This window comes from Pseudomonas brassicacearum subsp. neoaurantiaca (assembly GCF_013608025.1).
Lineage (GTDB): Bacteria > Pseudomonadota > Gammaproteobacteria > Pseudomonadales > Pseudomonadaceae > Aquipseudomonas.
Genome location: NZ_VDLV01000011.1, coordinates 30,964 through 45,753, shown reverse-complemented (window position 1 = coordinate 45,753; position 14,790 = coordinate 30,964). Strand labels below are relative to the sequence as shown.

Genomic DNA, 14,790 nt, shown 5'->3' with positions numbered 1-14,790 from the left:
TCTCAGAAACGGCGTGAGATTTCGTGGCGAGGGAGCTTGCTCCCGCTGGGCTGCGAAGCGGACCCTGGATCGTGCAACTCGGTGTGTCAGGTGAGTTGAGTCGCCTTTTCGGGCCTGCTGCGCAGGCCAGCGGGAGCAAGCTCCCTCGCCACGGGGCCCACTTCAGGGCTTGAGGCCATACAGCTTGCAATACTCCGCCCATTCCATCCCCGCCATTTCCGCCACTTCCTTGTGCACTTCCATGCGTTGGGCCTGGTAGTCCTCGGCTGAATCGGTCGTCAGCAGCAGCGTCAGTTCCCAGGCGAACAACCCGACGCTTTCGGCCTCGGCTTCGAACGCTTCATGCAACCGCTCGGCGCGATATTGCGCGGCGGTTTCGCCCTTGGCCTGGGCCAGCAGCGGATTGAGATTGTCCAGTTCGTGGCGCAGCTCGGGGCGTTGGTCGAGGAAGGTCTGCAGGGCTCGTTCGTGCTGCTGTTCGGTTGTCGCCATGGTCGCTCCTTGGTCAATAAGCCAACAGGTTGCGCGAATCGATAGCCATTGTCGCGTGCAAATTTCGGTAAAGCCGTACGGCAACCCGGGGCGCAATGCTACAGTCCGTTTTTTTCTCGATGAGTGAATGCGATGCGAATGCTGATGGTGGCCGTGGCGGCGACCCTGCTGGCCGGCTGCGCGGGTTCGGCGATGGAACAAGCCCGGACCCAAGCCCCCTACAAGACCCTGGCCTCCGACAAGCCGCAGCAGAATGTCGCCGAGTGCGTGAAATTCGCCTGGGAAGATGAAGCGGTGTTCGGCGTCGATGCCGGCGCCTACCTGCAACCGGGCAAGAACGGCGGTTCGACGGTGTACACCCGCTCGGCCGAATCGTTTGTCGATCTGCAAGCCAGTGCCACGGGTACGGCGTTGAACTACTACGCCAAGCATGATGATTTTGTCGCCAAGCGTCGGTTGGCGGCGTTGGCGACTTGTCTCTAGCACCTAAACCACTGTGGGAGCGAGCTTGCTCGCGAAAGCGGTGAGTCAGTCAACAGAACCATCGACTGTAGGATAGCTATCGCGAGCAAGCTCGCTCCCACAGGTTGAGCTTAATTTTCGAAATCCAGGCGCTTCTGGAAAAAGAAGCGTTGATGCCCCGGCGGGTAGTCATTGATCTGCCCGCATTCGGTGTAGCCATGCCTGCGGTAAAAGTCCGGGGCCTGGAAGTCGAAGGTGTCGAGCCAGATCCCCACGCAATCCTTTTCCCTGGCCAGTTGCTCGGCCATCTGCATCAATTCCGAGCCTGTGCCTTGACCACGGGCTTGTTCGGGCACGACCAGCAATTCGATATAGAGCCAACGAAAAAATACTCGGCCGTATAGCCCACCGACGATTTCGTCGTGCTCGTCGCGCACCAGCCAAGCGATCAGCTCAGGTGGACTTCCGCCTGTCTGGGCGACGTTATAGGCGCGCAGTGGCGCGAGGATGGCCTGGCGTTGTTCATCGGTTGGGGCGTCCGTGCGTTCGATTCGCAGCGTCATCATTGATGTCCTTGTGCATTGGGATGATCAAGCGCAGTGAGCCTATCCCAAGGACGACGATGACGTAAGCCGCTCGACGGGAAACGGGCACATTGCGCAAACCGAGCCATACTCGTCTGTGCTTTTGAAGCGATCCCGACCCTTAAAACAAGAAGAGACCGACTCATGAAGTTCGAATCCCTGGCCCGGACCCTCATCGCCACCTCGCTGTCCCTTTACTGTCTGACTGCCCACGCCGCGTCACAAGCCCCGGTTGCTGCCGAGAACGGCATGGTGGTGACCGCCCAGCACCTGGCGACCCACGTTGGCGTCGATGTGCTCAAGAACGGTGGCAATGCGGTGGATGCGGCGGTCGCGGTGGGCTATGCCCTGGCGGTGGTTTACCCGGCGGCGGGCAACCTCGGCGGTGGCGGTTTCATGACCCTGCAAATGGCCGATGGCCGCAAGACCTTCCTGGACTTCCGTGAAAAAGCGCCCCTCGCCGCCACGGCGGACATGTACCTGGACAAGGAAGGCAATGTCATTCCCGAACTCAGCACGCGCGGCCACCTGGCGGTAGGCGTGCCCGGCACTGTGTCCGGCATGGAACTGGCGCTGAAGAAATACGGCAGCAAACCTCGGGAAGAACTGATCGCCCCGGCCATCAAGTTCGCCGAGGAGGGCTTCACGCTGGAGCAGGGTGATGTCGACCTGCTGGAAACCGCCACCGATGTGTTCAAGAAAGATGCGCGTGATTCCGGCGCGATCTTCCTGCACAACGGCGAGCCGATGCAGGCCGGGCAGAAACTGGTGCAGAAGGACCTCGCCAAGACGCTGCGGGAAATCTCTGCCAAGGGCGCCGATGGCTTCTACAAAGGTTGGGTCGCCGACGCTATCGTCACGTCCAGCCAGGCGAACAAAGGCATCATCACCCAGGCGGACCTGGACAAGTACAAGACCCGTGAACTGGCGCCGGTGGAGTGCGATTATCGCGGCTACCACATCATCTCCGCGCCGCCACCCAGCTCCGGCGGCGTGGTGCTGTGCCAGATCATGAACATCCTCGACGGTTACCCGATGAAAGACCTGGGCTTCCACTCTGCCCAGGGCATGCACTACCAGATCGAAGCCATGCGTCACGCCTACGTCGATCGCAACAGCTACCTGGGCGACCCGGATTTCGTGCAGAACCCCATCGACCATTTGCTGGACAAGAACTACGCGGCGAAGCTGCGCGCCGCGATCGAGCCGCAGAAAGCCGGCGATTCGAAAAAGATCAAACCCGGCGTGGCGCCCCATGAGGGCAGCAACACCACCCATTATTCGATCGTCGATAAGTGGGGCAACGCCGTCTCCGTCACCTACACCCTCAACGACTGGTTCGGCGCCGGCGTGATGGCGAGCAAGACAGGGGTGATCCTCAACGACGAAATGGACGATTTCACCGCCAAGGTCGGCGTGCCCAACATGTACGGCCTGGTGCAGGGCGAAACCAACGCCATCGCGCCGGGCAAGGCGCCGCTGTCATCCATGAGCCCGACCATCGTCACCAAAGACGGCAAGACCGTCATGGTGGTCGGTACCCCGGGCGGCAGCCGGATTATCACCGCGACCTTGCTGACCATTCTCAACGTCATCGACTACGGCATGAACCTGCAGGAAGCGGTGGATGCGCCGCGCTTCCATCAGCAGTGGATGCCGGAGGAAACCAACCTGGAAACCTTCGCCGCCAGCCCCGATACGCTCAAGTTGCTGGAAAGCTGGGGCCATAAGTTTGCCGGGCCGCAGGATCCCAACCACATCGCCGCGATCCTGGTGGGCGCGCCGTCATTGGGGGGCAAGCCGGTGGGCAAGAACCGTTTCTACGGCGCTAACGATCCACGCCGCAACACCGGATTATCGTTGGGCTATTGACCATTCGAAGAGGAAAACATGAGTACCGCATTGCTGATCATCGACGTCCAGCAGGGGCTGTGTGCTGGTGAGGAAGAATGCTTCGACAGCCATCGCCTGGTCCAGACAATCAACGACCTCAGCGCCAGGGCCCGGGCTGTTGGCTTGCCGGTGATCCTGGTCCAGCACGAAGAGCCGGACGGCTCGCTGGCGTATGGCAGTGCCGCCTGGCAATTGGCCGGTGGCCTGCTCACCGGCGCTGACGATCTGCGTGTGCGCAAGACCACGCCGGACGCGTTCTACCAGACCGACCTGCTGGCGCTGCTGCAAGCCCGGAGCATCGATCGCGTGGTGATCTGCGGGCTGCAAACCGACTACTGCATCAACGCGACCGTGCGCCAGGCCCATGCCTTGGGGTACGAAGTGGTCCTGGCTGCCGACGCCCATTCGACGGTGGACAACGGCAGCATGACGGCGGAGCAGATCATCGCCAATCACAACCATCGACTGGGGCGGTTGAGCAGTGCGGTGTCGCGGATTGATGTGGTGCCAGCTGCCAAAATCCGCCTGTAGCCGATGTGCAAGGACAAACCAGTGGCGAGGGAGCTTGCTCCCGCAGGCCTCTGTAGGCGCTGGCGAAGCCTGCGATCTTTTGATCTTTCACCTGAGATTCAAGTGCCCTTGGAAAGATCGCAGCCTCGCTTCGCTCGGCAGCTCCACAGTGCAGCCCAGCGGGAGCAAGCTCCCTCGCCACAAAAGGTCATCCTCATGGATCGTGACATCACCACGGCAGCGCGCGCGTTGGCGGCGGGGGACCCAGTGGCCGCGCTGAATCGTGTCGCCTTGCGCAATGACGCGCCGGCCCTCGCGCTTCGTGGCATTGCCATGGCGCAGTTGGGGGATCTGGAAAAAGCCCGGGCCTTGATGCGTCGGGCCGCTTCGGCCTTCGGGCCCAGGGCGGCCGTGGCGCGGGCGCGGTGCGTCGTGTCCGAGGCTGAAATTGCCCTGGCTTCCCGTGACCTGGCTTGGCCGATGAAGCGCCTCGACGCCGCCCGGGTGGTGCTCGAAACCCAAGGTGATCGGGCGAACGCTGGCCATGCGCGGACCATTGAAATTCGCAGGTTGTTGTTGATTGGCCGGCTCGACGAGGCCGAGCTCAAACTCATCGAACTGGACCCTGACGGTCTGCCTTTGGCGTCCCGGGCAGCCTGCGAGTTGGCGGCCGCCGGCATTGCCATGCGCCGGCTGCAAACGCAAACCGCCCGCGCTGCCCTTGAAAGGGCCGGGCACGCTGCACGGCAAACGGGCATTGGCGCGTTGAACGCAGAAATCGAAAGCGCCTGGCAAATGCTGCGCACGCCAGCAGCGCGCCTGATGGCCCGAGGCGAAGAGCGTTTGTTGCGACTCGAAGAGGTGCAAGCCCTGTTGGGCGGCGCGGCGCTGGTGGTGGATGCCTGCCGATACGGGGTCAGTCGTGCAGGCATCCAGATTTCCCTTGCCCGGCGCCCGGTGCTGTTTGCCCTGGCCCGCGAACTGGCTCAAGCCTGGCCCGGCGATGCCTCGAGGGAATTGCTCATGACCCGGGCCTTTGGCTTGAAACTGACGGACGACTCCCACCGCGCCCGGCTGCGGGTCGAGATGGGGCGGTTGCGCAAGGCCCTGCGTCCATTGGCCGACGTGGTCGCGACCCGGCGCGGCTTCATCATGACGCCGCGCGACGCCGACGAAATCCAGGTACTTGCACATGTCGTCGAGCAACCCTACGGGGCGGTGCTGGCATTATTGGCGGACGGAGAAGCCTGGTCCAGCTCGGCTCTTGCGCTGGCCTTGGACACCAGCCAGCGCAGCGTGCAACGAGCCTTGGAAACCCTGGCCGCCAGCGGCAAGGCGCAGTCGTTCGGCCGCGCAAGGGCTCGTCGCTGGACGGCGCCACCGATGCCCGGATTCGCGACGGTATTGTTACTCACCGCGCTGCCGCTCGATGGTTAGGATGCGATCACACCCACCGATGAGGCGATGTGAGATGAAACGTTCAGAAGCACAAATCCTGCGTGAATACGGGCCCTTCCCGGGCGTCGATTGCGTGCATGGTGTAAGCCATGACGGCGAGCGCGTCTGGTTCGCCTCGGGCGAAAGGTTGCACGCCCTCGATCCCGCCAGTGGCCAGACCGTGCAGTCCCTTGATGTTCCAGCGAACGCGGGCACGGCATTCGACGGTCAGCATCTGTTCCAGATTGCCGGTGACAGCATCCGCAAGATCGATCCACGCACCGGCCAGGTATTGGCGACGATCCCGGCGCCCGACAGTGGCGATGATTCCGGCCTGGCATGGGCCGAAGGATCGCTTTGGGTCGGTCAGTACAAGGCGCGCAAGATCCTGCAGATCGATCCGGCCGACGGCAGGATTCTGCGCACGATCGAATCCAACCGCTTCGTCACGGGCGTGACCTGGGTTGACGGCGAGCTGTGGCACGGCACCTGGGAAAATGATGAAAGCGACCTGCGGCGTATCGATCCGCAGACAGCGCAAGTGCTGGAAAGCGTGACGATGCCGCCGGGGATCGGGGTGTCGGGGCTGGAGTCCGATGGCGCGGACCGGTTTTTCTGCGGCGGGGGCGGCAGCGGGAAGGTGAGGGCGGTGCGTCGGCCGATGTGAGATCGAAAGACTGGCAGGGACCTCCGTGGCGAGGGAGCTTGCTCCCGCTGGTCTTTGTAGGAGCTGGCGAAGCCTGCGATCTTTTGATCTTTGATCATTCGGGAAAGATCGCAGCCTCGCTTCGCTCGGCAGCTCCTACATGCAATCGAGCGGGAGCAAGCTCCCTCGCCACAGAGGTGTGCGTCTGTAATATCAAGGCGCGCCAAGCACCATCGTCCAGTACACCCCGGCATCACTGCGCGAGTCGCTGGCGGACGCGGCGCCCATCTGGGTGAACATCGGGTTCATCAGGTTGGCGCAATGCCCCGGGCTGGCGAGCCAGTCGCCCATGGCCTGGCTTGGCGAGCGTTGTCCGGCGGCGATGTTCTCGCCCAGCTTATGTCCGCGAAAGCCAGCGCTCTTGGCTCGATCGGACGTGGACCGACCGTCCGGGTCGCGATGGGCGAAATAATTGCCGCGGGCCATCGCCCGGCTATGCCCGAGAGCGGCAGATCCCAGCGCGGCGTTCCAGCTCAATGGTCGAGCCGCGGCAAAGCGCTGGCGCCCACACATCCGCGGCTTGGCCCTGGCGGCGTTGACCTGGGCCAGCAGCGTCTTGTCCGACGCGCCCGCATCGCTCACCCGTGTGCCGCCCCCCATGGGTTGTGCCAACACCACGCGCCACTCATCACCGACCCGATTGACGCCAATGTCGGCGTATTGATTGTCCAGCAGCGTCGCGCAATGTTCGTCCGCCAGCATTTCGAAGGCTTCGTCGGCGTCCCGTGCATCGGTCAGGCGAATGCTGCGCACCTCGCGGGCTTGATAGCCAACATCCTTCAGGGCATCGCGCAGTCCGCCACGAAAACCGATCGGCAACGCCAGGTTCGAACGCAGTACCAAGGGTGGCGCGGCGCGCGACCTTTGCCAGTCACACCGTTGAGACTGGCTGCGGTAATCGTTGATAGCGCTCACCAGTTGTCCTTCGCCCCGGGCATGGGCCGGGCTGGCGAGGAGAGAAGAAAGGATCGTGAGGCACAGCGAAGCGAAACGGCGAGAGCGAACAGGATGGCGCATGGGACGAACGGCTCGGGAGGGAATTGCCTTGACGCCAGAACGGCGCCGGTCAGCCCTGGATGTGTCGTTCAGGGCTGGGGTAGGACTGCGGGTTTTGAAACTAGTTTCAGGCTGGACGAACACATAATGTCTGGACCGCACGAGGTCCTTGTGGCGAGGGAGCTTGCTCCCGCTGGGCTGCGTAGCGGCCCCATTGTTTTGCGACCGCTTCGCGTTCGAGCGGGAGCAAGCTCCCTCGCCACAAGAGCATTTAGTTGTGAGCTTCCACCGGCGCCTTGACCCGCTCGACCTTGCGCCAGGTCAGCAACACGATGCCGGCCACCACGATCGCGCCACCAAGGATCTGGCCCGGGTTGAGCATCTGGTCCAGCACCAGCCAGCCAATCAGCAGGGTCGCCAGTGGTTCGATGTTCATCACCGGGGCGTTGCGCGGCATGTCCAGGCGTGGCACGCACATGAACAGGACGATGAAGCCAGTGCCATAAAGCACCATCAGGGTGGCGAGCGCGAACCAGCCGGTGCTGCTCGCGGGGAAGTCGAGGCCACCGGGCAGGGCGCCGGTCAGGCCGGCGAGGTTGACGCTGCTGAACACGATGAAAATCGTCAGCAGGCTGCGCACCGAACCGCGCACCTGGGACAACTTGTGATCGGTGATCCACAACGCGCACGCGAAGACGCACGCGGCGCAAAAGGCCAGGCCAACCCCCAGCAGCCATTGCGGGCCGACATCCGCCTGGGACGCCAGCCGCGTCGGCACTTCCAACACGAACACCAGGCCCACCAGGATCATGCCCATCAGTGTTGCGGTACGCGCAGTGGGGCGCGGGCCGCCGAGGGCCCAGGTCAACAGGGCCAAGAGGATCGGGAATACGTTGCCCACCAGCAGGGCCAGCGCCACCGGCACCCGGGCCACGGCGGAATACAAGCACAGGCTCTGGGCGCCGATCAGCAGGCCCAACGTCAATTGCCAGCGCCAGGCACCGGGGGGCAGGCGCAAGCTCTGGCGTTGCCATAACACCATCGCCGCCAATACCAGCAACGTCCCGCCCGAGCGCAGCAGGATCGCCAGCAACACCCCGGCACCGTCATCGAACGCCGCCCGCGCGGCCACATGGTTGCCGGCGAAGGCGCAGCCCATGCACAGCAGGATGAGCACGGCGATAGGGCGGGGGAAAGGAATGGGCACATTGGATGCGGCGATGGAGCGGGTCATGGCAGGACGTCTCAAAAGGAGGGCGCGAAATAAGCCCTGTTAACGTAATGCTGTTCACTTAGGACAAACGATGGCCCGTGGCGAGGGAGCAAGCTCCCTCGCCACAGGTTGCTAGACGATCTTGAGTGAGCAGCGTTAGCCCTTGGTGGGCTTTTGATTTTGTTGTCGTACAACTGAGTCGAATTTTTACCGTATATGGCGAGCGCTAACAAGCCTGTCAGAAAACGCTTCTTGGTTTCAGTGTCAGGTTTAATGCCGCATTCAAGCCGTTTTCAGCGTTTTCTACGCCGTCAAGGCCGCTGCCAAGCAACAGCTGTATTTTTGATCTTGTACGATGTCCTATCAGAGAGTAAAACAAACGTCCCCGTCCAATAATAATTAACGGAGAAGTACGATGGATGCTTCGCAACCTGCAACCGCCGATCAGGGGCGCCGGATCTTCCTGAAGAAATCCCTGGTGGTCTCGGCCGCCGCCGCGACACTTGGAAACCTGCCCGGCCTCGCCCAGGCCGAGCCGTTGAGCCAGCGCTATCCAGACCCCCTGGTCAATATCCTCGACCCCAGCTTCATGGATTTGCGCATCTTCAACGCCAGCGTCGAGAAGCTCGCCAGCGGTCTGCGCTGGGCGGAAGGGCCGGTATGGATCGGCGACGGTCGCTATCTGTTGGTCAGCGACATTCCCAACAACCGCATCGTGCGTTGGGACGAAGTCACCGGTGGTTTGTCGGTGTACCGCGAGAACTCGAACTTCTCCAATGGCATGTGCCGCGATCGCCAGGGGCGGTTGCTGGTCTGCGAAGGCTCGACCACGACGAGCGAAGGTCGGCGCATCACCCGCACCGAACCCAACGGCACCATCACCGTGCTGGCTGACAGTTTCGACGGCAAGCCGTTGAACTCGCCCAACGACATCGTCTGCAAACGCGACGGCTCGATCTGGTTCACCGATCCACCGTTCCAGACCGGCAACAATTATGAAGGGCACAAAGTCACCCCGGCGCAGCCCCACGCCGTGTACCGCATCGACGGTCAGACCGGCAAGCTTAGTCGCGCAATCGACGATTTGGCGGGGCCGAACGGTCTGTGCTTTTCCCCGGACGAAAAAATTCTCTACGTGGTCGAAGGTCGGGCCAAGCCCAACCGTTTGATCTGGGCGATTACGGTCAAGGACGACGGCACTTTGGGCGAACGGCGCAAGCACATCGAAGGGTTGGACTATGCGGCCATCGATGGGATCAAGTGCGACGAGAGCGGCAATCTCTGGTGCGGTTGGGGCGGGAATGGCGACCCCAAGGCCGACCTGGAAAAACTCGATGGCGTGCGCGTGTTCAACCCCGAAGGCAAGGCCATCGGGCACATTTCGTTGCCGGAACGCTGCCCGAACATCTGCTTCGGCGGGCGAGAAGGCAACCGGCTGTTCATGGCCGGCAGCCACTCGCTGTACTCGCTGTTCGTGAACACCCGGGGCGCGACGTTCGCCTGACCAAAAAATAGGCTCAGCAACGTCTCTCTGTCAGTCGAGCACCTCTTTTGTGGCGAGGGGATTTATCCCCGTTGGGCTGCGCAGCAGCCCTGAAGCTATGAGCTCATTTTTCCTGGCACACCGAGTTGCTTGGTTTGGGGCTGCTGCGCAGCCCAGCGGGGATAAATCCCCTCGCCACGTTTCACAATCATTGGATTGAGGGCGTCCCGGACGCCCTCGACTTCAACTCAGCTTCACGTTCATGGTGATCTGCGCCGTGAACACCTTCTTGCCTTCCGCGTCATGAATGTCCACCGGCACGATCTTGTCGCCTTCGGTCTGCCAATCCACCTCGTCGCCGTTCGCAACCGCCGTCACGTCGCTCTTGGCCTTGGCCAGGTATTGCACGCTCATGCCCTTGGGAATCCAACGAGCGCCGTCGGGGATGGAAACGTTGGTCATCATGCCTGCGGCCAACTCGGCGGCGTTGCACATGGCGATGGCGTGGACGGTGCCCAGGTGGTTGGTGATTTCCTTGCGAAACGGCACCTGCACGGTCGCCGCGCCCTGGCGTAATTCTGTGACGAGCGGGTTGATGGTGGAGAAGTACGGCGCCATCTGACAGGCCATTTTGCTGAACGCGTCCGGACCTGCGCTGTTGAACATACCGAGAACCTGATTCATGTGAAGCCTCGCTGACAAGTGATTTTGCGGAACAGTGTTCCGTTATAGAATAATATTCTGTGACGGAACGGTATTCTGTTAGCGGCGAATCTGTCAAGCTGCGCTCACTTCGTCACGGGCAGCCCAGTGCCCGGTCCCACCCACGAACCGGTTTATGCCTAGCATGGAAACAACAGACCTACTCGAACGCGCCTTCCCCGGCAGAAGGGCTGAACTCAAGCGCGACATCTTTCGCAAGGCCCTGGCCCTGTTCAACGAGCAGGGCATCGAGGCGACGACCATTGAAATGATCCGCACCGAATGCCAGACCAGCGTCGGCGCCATCTACCATCATTTCGGCAACAAGGAAGGCTTGGTGGCGGCGCTGTTCTTCACTGCCCTGGAAGATCAGGCGCGTTTGCGCGAGCAATACCTGTGCGAAGCGACAACCGCCGAGCAGGGCGTCCAAGCGTTGATCTACAGCTACGTTGATTGGGTAGACAGCCAGCCCGAGTGGGCGCGCTTCCAGTATCACGCACGCTTTGCGGTGACCAAGGGACCGTTCAAGGACGAGCTCGCCAGCCGCAACACCTCACGTAACGGTCAGCTTTGGCAGTGGTTGAGCGCCGCAGAGCAGGGCGAGGCGCTCAAGCGCTATCCCGCCGAGTTGATGTTTTCGCTGATCATCGGCGCGTCTGAAAGTTATTGCCGGGCATGGCTGTCGGGGCGGGTGCCTTCCAGCCCGAAGGCTCACCGAGAGTTGTTGGCGCAAGCGGCGTGGCGTTCCATCAGCGCTGAGTGACGATCACAGCGGGCAGCTCCACAATTCCACGGCCGGTTGTTGTGCATTGGGCGGCCCGAGCCAATGGGCCATTGGCTGGCAATGGCCAGCATGACACAGCTGATAGTCGCCGGCCTGGGGTGTGCGACCGAGCTTCAACGGTTGCAGCGGTGGCAGTTCGCGGTGATATCGCCAACTGCCATTTTCCAGCCGTGCGCCCTCGGGAATCTCCATGCCGGCGCCGTTGCCCTTGACCCTGGCTTCGCCCAGGATCAGGCCCTGTTCGCTGACCCGGTAATCCTCTTCCCAACGGATCTTCTCGATGGTGTGGTTCCAGGCCAACGTGAACTCGCTGAGTTCAAGCTGTGCCCAGACCACGCCGGACAAGCCCAGGCACAAGCCAATCACGCCAAGGCTCGCCCGACACGTCGTGAGCGCCAGACGTGTTGGAAAATCAGCAGCGCACCCAGCACGAAGCCGATTTCATCGGTCAGGGGCAGGGCAACCACCAGCATCGCGCCAGCGGCGAAACACATCAGGCGTTCCCAAACCGGCATTTTCTGTTGCAGGTATCCAGTGGAAGCCATCCCCCAGAGTCCGACGGCCAACAACGTCTTGACCAGCATGTACGCCGTCATCCACAGGTTGTCGCCCTGCAGCATCAACGCCGGGTTGTACACCGTCATGAACGGAATGACGAAGCCGGCCAGGGCGATGCGCACTGCCCAGAAGCTGATCTTCAGGCCGCTCTCCCGGGCGATGGGCGCGGCGGCGAAGCAGGCCAGGGCCACCGGCGGGGTCAGGTCGGCGAGGATGCCGAAATAGAACACGAACATGTGCGACACGATCAGCGGCACGCCAAGTTCCAGCAGCGCGGGCGCGGCAATCGAGCTGGTGATGATGTAGTTCGGAATGGTCGGGATGCCCATGCCCAGCACCAGGCAGGTGAGCATGGTCAGCAGCAGGGACAGGAACAGGTTGTCCTTGCCGATCGCCAGGATGTAACCGGCGAAGGTCGATGCCACGCCGGTCAGCGAAACCACTGCGATGATGGTGCCGACCAAGGCGCAGGCGATCCCCACCGGGACGGCGTGTCGGGCGCCGTCCACCAAGGCGTGCAGGCAGACGACCAGGGTTTCCCGGGTGCCTTTCATGAACCAGCAGGCCACCACCAGCACGCCGATCACCGCGAACACGATGCCGATACCGAGCCGGAAGAACCCGACGCAAAGGATGCCCAGCGCGACCCAGAAGGCGCAGCGCAAGGCGTAGTTGGAGACTTTGAGAATGATCGCCGAGCCGAGTATCACGATGGCCGTCAGCGCAAGCCCGACCATGCCGGAGAACAGCGGCGTGCGTCCGGAAAACAGCAGGTAGACCAGAACGCCCAATGGGATCAGCAGGAACCAGCTCTCCTTGACCGCGCCCCAGGCGCTCGGGCATTGGTCCTTGGGCAGGCCCTTGAGGTCGGAGCGCTTGGCTTCCAGGTGAACCATCCAGAACACCGAGCCGAAATACAGGCACGCCGGAATCAGCGCGGCCTTGGCGATCTCCACGAACGGCACGTTGATGGTCTCGGCCATGATGAACGCCACCGCGCCCATCACCGGCGGCATGATCTGGCTGCCCATGCTCGATGTCGCTTCCACGCCGCCGGCGAACGCGGCCTTGTAGCCAAAGCGTTTCATCAGCGGAATGGTGAACTGGCCGGTGGTCACGACGTTGGCGATGCCCGAGCCGGTGATGGTGCCCATCAGCGCAGATGACACCACGGACACCTTCGCCGGACCGCCCAGCTTGTGGCCGAACAGGCCCATGGCGAAGTCGGTGAAGAGCTTGATCATGCCGGCCTTTTCCAGGAAGGCGCCGAACAGGATGAACAGGAAAATGTAGGTGGCCGATACATAGGTCGGCGTGCCGTACAGCCCTTCGGTGCCGAAGGCCAATTGGTTGATGATCTGATCGACGCCGTAGCCGCGGTGGGCCAGGTCGCCGGGCAAGTATTCACCGAACAGACCATAGGCCAGGAACAGGCCGCAGATGATCGGCAAGGCGATGCCCATCACTCGCCGCGCCGCCTCGAACACCAGCACGATCAGGATGACGCCGATGACCGTGTCGGCGGTGGTCAGGTCGCCGGAACGCTGGATCAGGTCGGCCTCGAAGACCCATTGATAGAGCGCGGTCGCCACGCTCGCCAGGCTCAAGGCCCAGGCCAGGGGTTGCCAGGGCCGTTGCTTGCCATGGGCCGGGTAGCTCAAAAACACCACCCACAGCAAAAAGCCCACATGCACCGCCCGCAGCACGATGCTGGACACCGGTGAAAAGGCCGCCGTGATGATCTGGAATACGGAAAACAGCAACGCCACGTAGAACAGCGTCTTGGGCCAGTCCCGCGGGTCCGTGGCGATGCCGTGCTGGTCTTCACTCATGAGATGCCTGCCTGTTGTCGACGTGCGGATGCGAAACGCGATGCGGCAACGGCGACCCGCGCCGTTGCCGTCCAGCGGCTACAGCGCGCCCACTTCCTTGTAGTAGCGCTCGGCACCGGGATGCAGGGCGATCGGCAGGTTTTTCGCGGCGTTTTTCAGCGAGATGTCCTTGGCCGCCGAGTGGGAGGTGCCCAGGCGGGGGAGGTTGTCGAACAGCAGCTTGGTCATCTGATAGGCCACGTCGTCCGGAACGTCCTCGCGGGTCACCAGGATATTGGTGATGGCCACGGTGGGCACGGCATCAGCCTGGCCGTCGTAGGTGTTGGCGGGGATCATGGCGCTCTGGTAGGCCGGGTTGCCGATCTTCTGTACCACGTCAGTGGGAATCGACACGTAGTTCAACTTCATCGTCGACGCCAGGTCACGAATCGCCGCCATGCCCAGGCCGGAGGATTGCAAGGTAGCGTCCAGTTGGCGGTTCTTGATCAAATCCACCGATTCGGCAAAGGGCAGGTATTGGACCTTCATGTCGCTGTAGGTCAGGCCGGCGGCCTTGAAGATTGCTCGGGCGTTGAGTTCGGTGCCGGATTTCGCCGCACCGACGGAAACGGTCTTGCCCTTGAGGTCCGCCAAGGTCTTGATCCCCGATTCCTCGCTGGCGACGATCTGGATGTAATTGGGGTACGCGCCGGCAATCGCCCGCAGCTTGGTCAGTGGCGCCTTGAAGCCGGCATCCTCCACACCGTTCTTCGCATCGGCCACCGAATCGCCCAAGGCCAGCGCCAACTCCCCGCGCCCGGCTTGCAACAAGTTGAGGTTTTCCACCGACGCCTTGGTGGCCTGCACCGACGTCTTGGAACCTTCGATGCCGCTGCTGTAGATCTGCGAAAGCCCGACCCCGATCGGGTAATACACGCCGCTGGTGCCCCCGGTCAGGATATTGATGTACACCGGGGCCGCGTGGGCGGTGGCGGCGACCGCCAAGGTTGCGGCGGCGGCCAGGAGGGTGAAGCGCTTGTTGACTCGCATTGAGGACTCTCCGTCTTGTTATGGCTTTATGCAGAGTCTTTCCACTGTAGTCGAAACAAGGGTATTGGGTGGTGGCGAGTAAGCACGAGCAAAGAGCTTTCGTAATCAG

At 62.3% G+C, this 14,790-nt stretch carries 15 protein-coding genes; 7 read left to right on the top strand and 8 right to left on the bottom strand.

All coding sequences use genetic code 11. The annotated features are described in order from the left end of the window. Positions 1–162: 162 nt before the first annotated feature. Positions 163–492, bottom strand: a complete 330-nt coding sequence (locus FHK92_RS09010) for a DUF6388 family protein (protein ID WP_181287752.1) — start codon at positions 490–492, stop codon at positions 163–165. A gap of 132 nt (positions 493–624) precedes the next feature. Between FHK92_RS09010 and FHK92_RS09005 the strand changes: the two genes are divergently transcribed. Next, on the top strand, positions 625–975 hold the full coding sequence (locus FHK92_RS09005) for a hypothetical protein (RefSeq protein ID WP_181287751.1): 351 nt from the start codon (positions 625–627) through the stop codon (positions 973–975). A 110-nt stretch (positions 976–1,085) separates the two neighbouring features. On the opposite strand, the gene FHK92_RS09000 is transcribed toward FHK92_RS09005, so the two are convergent. Next, the gene (locus tag FHK92_RS09000; protein ID WP_181287750.1) at positions 1,086–1,517 is read right to left on the bottom strand and encodes a GNAT family N-acetyltransferase; all 432 of its coding nucleotides are present in this window, start codon (positions 1,515–1,517) and stop codon (positions 1,086–1,088) included. Positions 1,518–1,682: 165 nt separating this feature from the next. Here FHK92_RS09000 and ggt point away from each other — a divergent pair, with 165 nt between their 5' ends. The 4 genes from ggt to FHK92_RS08980 all read left to right on the top strand — a co-directional run bounded on the left by ggt (position 1,683) and on the right by FHK92_RS08980 (position 6,045). Then, the gene (ggt, locus tag FHK92_RS08995; RefSeq protein WP_181287749.1) at positions 1,683–3,410 is read left to right on the top strand and encodes a gamma-glutamyltransferase; all 1,728 of its coding nucleotides are present in this window, start codon (positions 1,683–1,685) and stop codon (positions 3,408–3,410) included. 18 nt (positions 3,411–3,428) lie between these two features. After that, the gene (locus tag FHK92_RS08990) at positions 3,429–3,962 is read left to right on the top strand and encodes a cysteine hydrolase family protein (protein WP_181287748.1); all 534 of its coding nucleotides are present in this window, start codon (positions 3,429–3,431) and stop codon (positions 3,960–3,962) included. Between the two features lie 195 nt (positions 3,963–4,157). Next, the gene (locus tag FHK92_RS08985) at positions 4,158–5,378 is read left to right on the top strand and encodes a helix-turn-helix domain-containing protein (protein WP_181287747.1); all 1,221 of its coding nucleotides are present in this window, start codon (positions 4,158–4,160) and stop codon (positions 5,376–5,378) included. A 34-nt stretch (positions 5,379–5,412) separates the two neighbouring features. Continuing rightward, positions 5,413–6,045: a Vgb family protein gene (locus FHK92_RS08980; protein ID WP_181287746.1), complete on the top strand. Its 633-nt coding sequence runs from the start codon at positions 5,413–5,415 to the stop codon at positions 6,043–6,045. A gap of 192 nt (positions 6,046–6,237) precedes the next feature. Here FHK92_RS08980 and FHK92_RS08975 read toward each other — a convergent pair whose 3' ends face one another. Together FHK92_RS08975 and FHK92_RS08970 are read right to left on the bottom strand one after the other, a co-directional pair. Next, positions 6,238–7,101, bottom strand: coding sequence for a CAP domain-containing protein (locus FHK92_RS08975; protein WP_181287745.1), 864 nt, complete (start codon positions 7,099–7,101; stop codon positions 6,238–6,240). 250 nt (positions 7,102–7,351) lie between these two features. Continuing rightward, a complete protein-coding gene (locus FHK92_RS08970; RefSeq protein ID WP_181287744.1) occupies positions 7,352–8,314 on the bottom strand; it encodes an EamA family transporter in 963 nt (320 codons plus the stop codon). Positions 8,315–8,708: 394 nt separating this feature from the next. Here FHK92_RS08970 and FHK92_RS08965 point away from each other — a divergent pair, with 394 nt between their 5' ends. After that, positions 8,709–9,797, top strand: a complete 1,089-nt coding sequence (locus FHK92_RS08965; RefSeq protein WP_181287743.1) for an SMP-30/gluconolactonase/LRE family protein — start codon at positions 8,709–8,711, stop codon at positions 9,795–9,797. 222 nt (positions 9,798–10,019) lie between these two features. Here FHK92_RS08965 and FHK92_RS08960 read toward each other — a convergent pair whose 3' ends face one another. Further along, the gene (locus FHK92_RS08960) at positions 10,020–10,460 is read right to left on the bottom strand and encodes a hotdog fold domain-containing protein (protein WP_181287742.1); all 441 of its coding nucleotides are present in this window, start codon (positions 10,458–10,460) and stop codon (positions 10,020–10,022) included. Positions 10,461–10,623: 163 nt separating this feature from the next. On the opposite strand from FHK92_RS08960, the gene FHK92_RS08955 reads away from it, so the two are divergent. Continuing rightward, on the top strand, positions 10,624–11,241 hold the full coding sequence (locus FHK92_RS08955) for a TetR/AcrR family transcriptional regulator (protein ID WP_181287741.1): 618 nt from the start codon (positions 10,624–10,626) through the stop codon (positions 11,239–11,241). 3 nt (positions 11,242–11,244) lie between these two features. Here FHK92_RS08955 and FHK92_RS08950 read toward each other — a convergent pair whose 3' ends face one another. The 3 genes from FHK92_RS08950 to FHK92_RS08940 form a co-directional block, all read right to left on the bottom strand. After that, positions 11,245–11,628 (bottom strand): DUF1850 domain-containing protein, encoded by a 384-nt coding sequence (locus tag FHK92_RS08950; RefSeq protein ID WP_181287740.1) that lies wholly within the window; start codon positions 11,626–11,628, stop codon positions 11,245–11,247. Next, positions 11,625–13,652 (bottom strand): TRAP transporter permease, encoded by a 2,028-nt coding sequence (locus tag FHK92_RS08945; protein ID WP_181287739.1) that lies wholly within the window; start codon positions 13,650–13,652, stop codon positions 11,625–11,627. The genes FHK92_RS08950 and FHK92_RS08945 overlap by 4 nt, the downstream gene beginning before the upstream one ends. A gap of 78 nt (positions 13,653–13,730) precedes the next feature. Further along, positions 13,731–14,681, bottom strand: a complete 951-nt coding sequence (locus tag FHK92_RS08940) for a TAXI family TRAP transporter solute-binding subunit (protein ID WP_181287738.1) — start codon at positions 14,679–14,681, stop codon at positions 13,731–13,733. Positions 14,682–14,790: the final 109 nt, after the last annotated feature.

Excerpts from the sequence above, each read along its gene's own strand:
- FHK92_RS09010 (WP_181287752.1), bottom strand. The coding sequence starts at position 492 with ATGGCGACAACCGAACAGCAGCACGAACGAGCCCTGCAGACCTTCCTC.
- FHK92_RS09005 (WP_181287751.1), top strand. The coding sequence starts at position 625 with ATGCGAATGCTGATGGTGGCCGTGGCGGCGACCCTGCTGGCCGGCTGC.
- FHK92_RS09000 (WP_181287750.1), bottom strand. The coding sequence starts at position 1,517 with ATGACGCTGCGAATCGAACGCACGGACGCCCCAACCGATGAACAACGC.
- ggt (WP_181287749.1), top strand. The coding sequence starts at position 1,683 with ATGAAGTTCGAATCCCTGGCCCGGACCCTCATCGCCACCTCGCTGTCC.
- FHK92_RS08990 (WP_181287748.1), top strand. The coding sequence starts at position 3,429 with ATGAGTACCGCATTGCTGATCATCGACGTCCAGCAGGGGCTGTGTGCT.
- FHK92_RS08985 (WP_181287747.1), top strand. The coding sequence starts at position 4,158 with ATGGATCGTGACATCACCACGGCAGCGCGCGCGTTGGCGGCGGGGGAC.
- FHK92_RS08980 (WP_181287746.1), top strand. The coding sequence starts at position 5,413 with ATGAAACGTTCAGAAGCACAAATCCTGCGTGAATACGGGCCCTTCCCG.
- FHK92_RS08975 (WP_181287745.1), bottom strand. The coding sequence starts at position 7,101 with ATGCGCCATCCTGTTCGCTCTCGCCGTTTCGCTTCGCTGTGCCTCACG.
- FHK92_RS08970 (WP_181287744.1), bottom strand. The coding sequence starts at position 8,314 with ATGACCCGCTCCATCGCCGCATCCAATGTGCCCATTCCTTTCCCCCGC.
- FHK92_RS08965 (WP_181287743.1), top strand. The coding sequence starts at position 8,709 with ATGGATGCTTCGCAACCTGCAACCGCCGATCAGGGGCGCCGGATCTTC.
- FHK92_RS08960 (WP_181287742.1), bottom strand. The coding sequence starts at position 10,460 with ATGAATCAGGTTCTCGGTATGTTCAACAGCGCAGGTCCGGACGCGTTC.
- FHK92_RS08955 (WP_181287741.1), top strand. The coding sequence starts at position 10,624 with ATGGAAACAACAGACCTACTCGAACGCGCCTTCCCCGGCAGAAGGGCT.
- FHK92_RS08945 (WP_181287739.1), bottom strand. The coding sequence starts at position 13,652 with ATGAGTGAAGACCAGCACGGCATCGCCACGGACCCGCGGGACTGGCCC.
- FHK92_RS08940 (WP_181287738.1), bottom strand. The coding sequence starts at position 14,681 with ATGCGAGTCAACAAGCGCTTCACCCTCCTGGCCGCCGCCGCAACCTTG.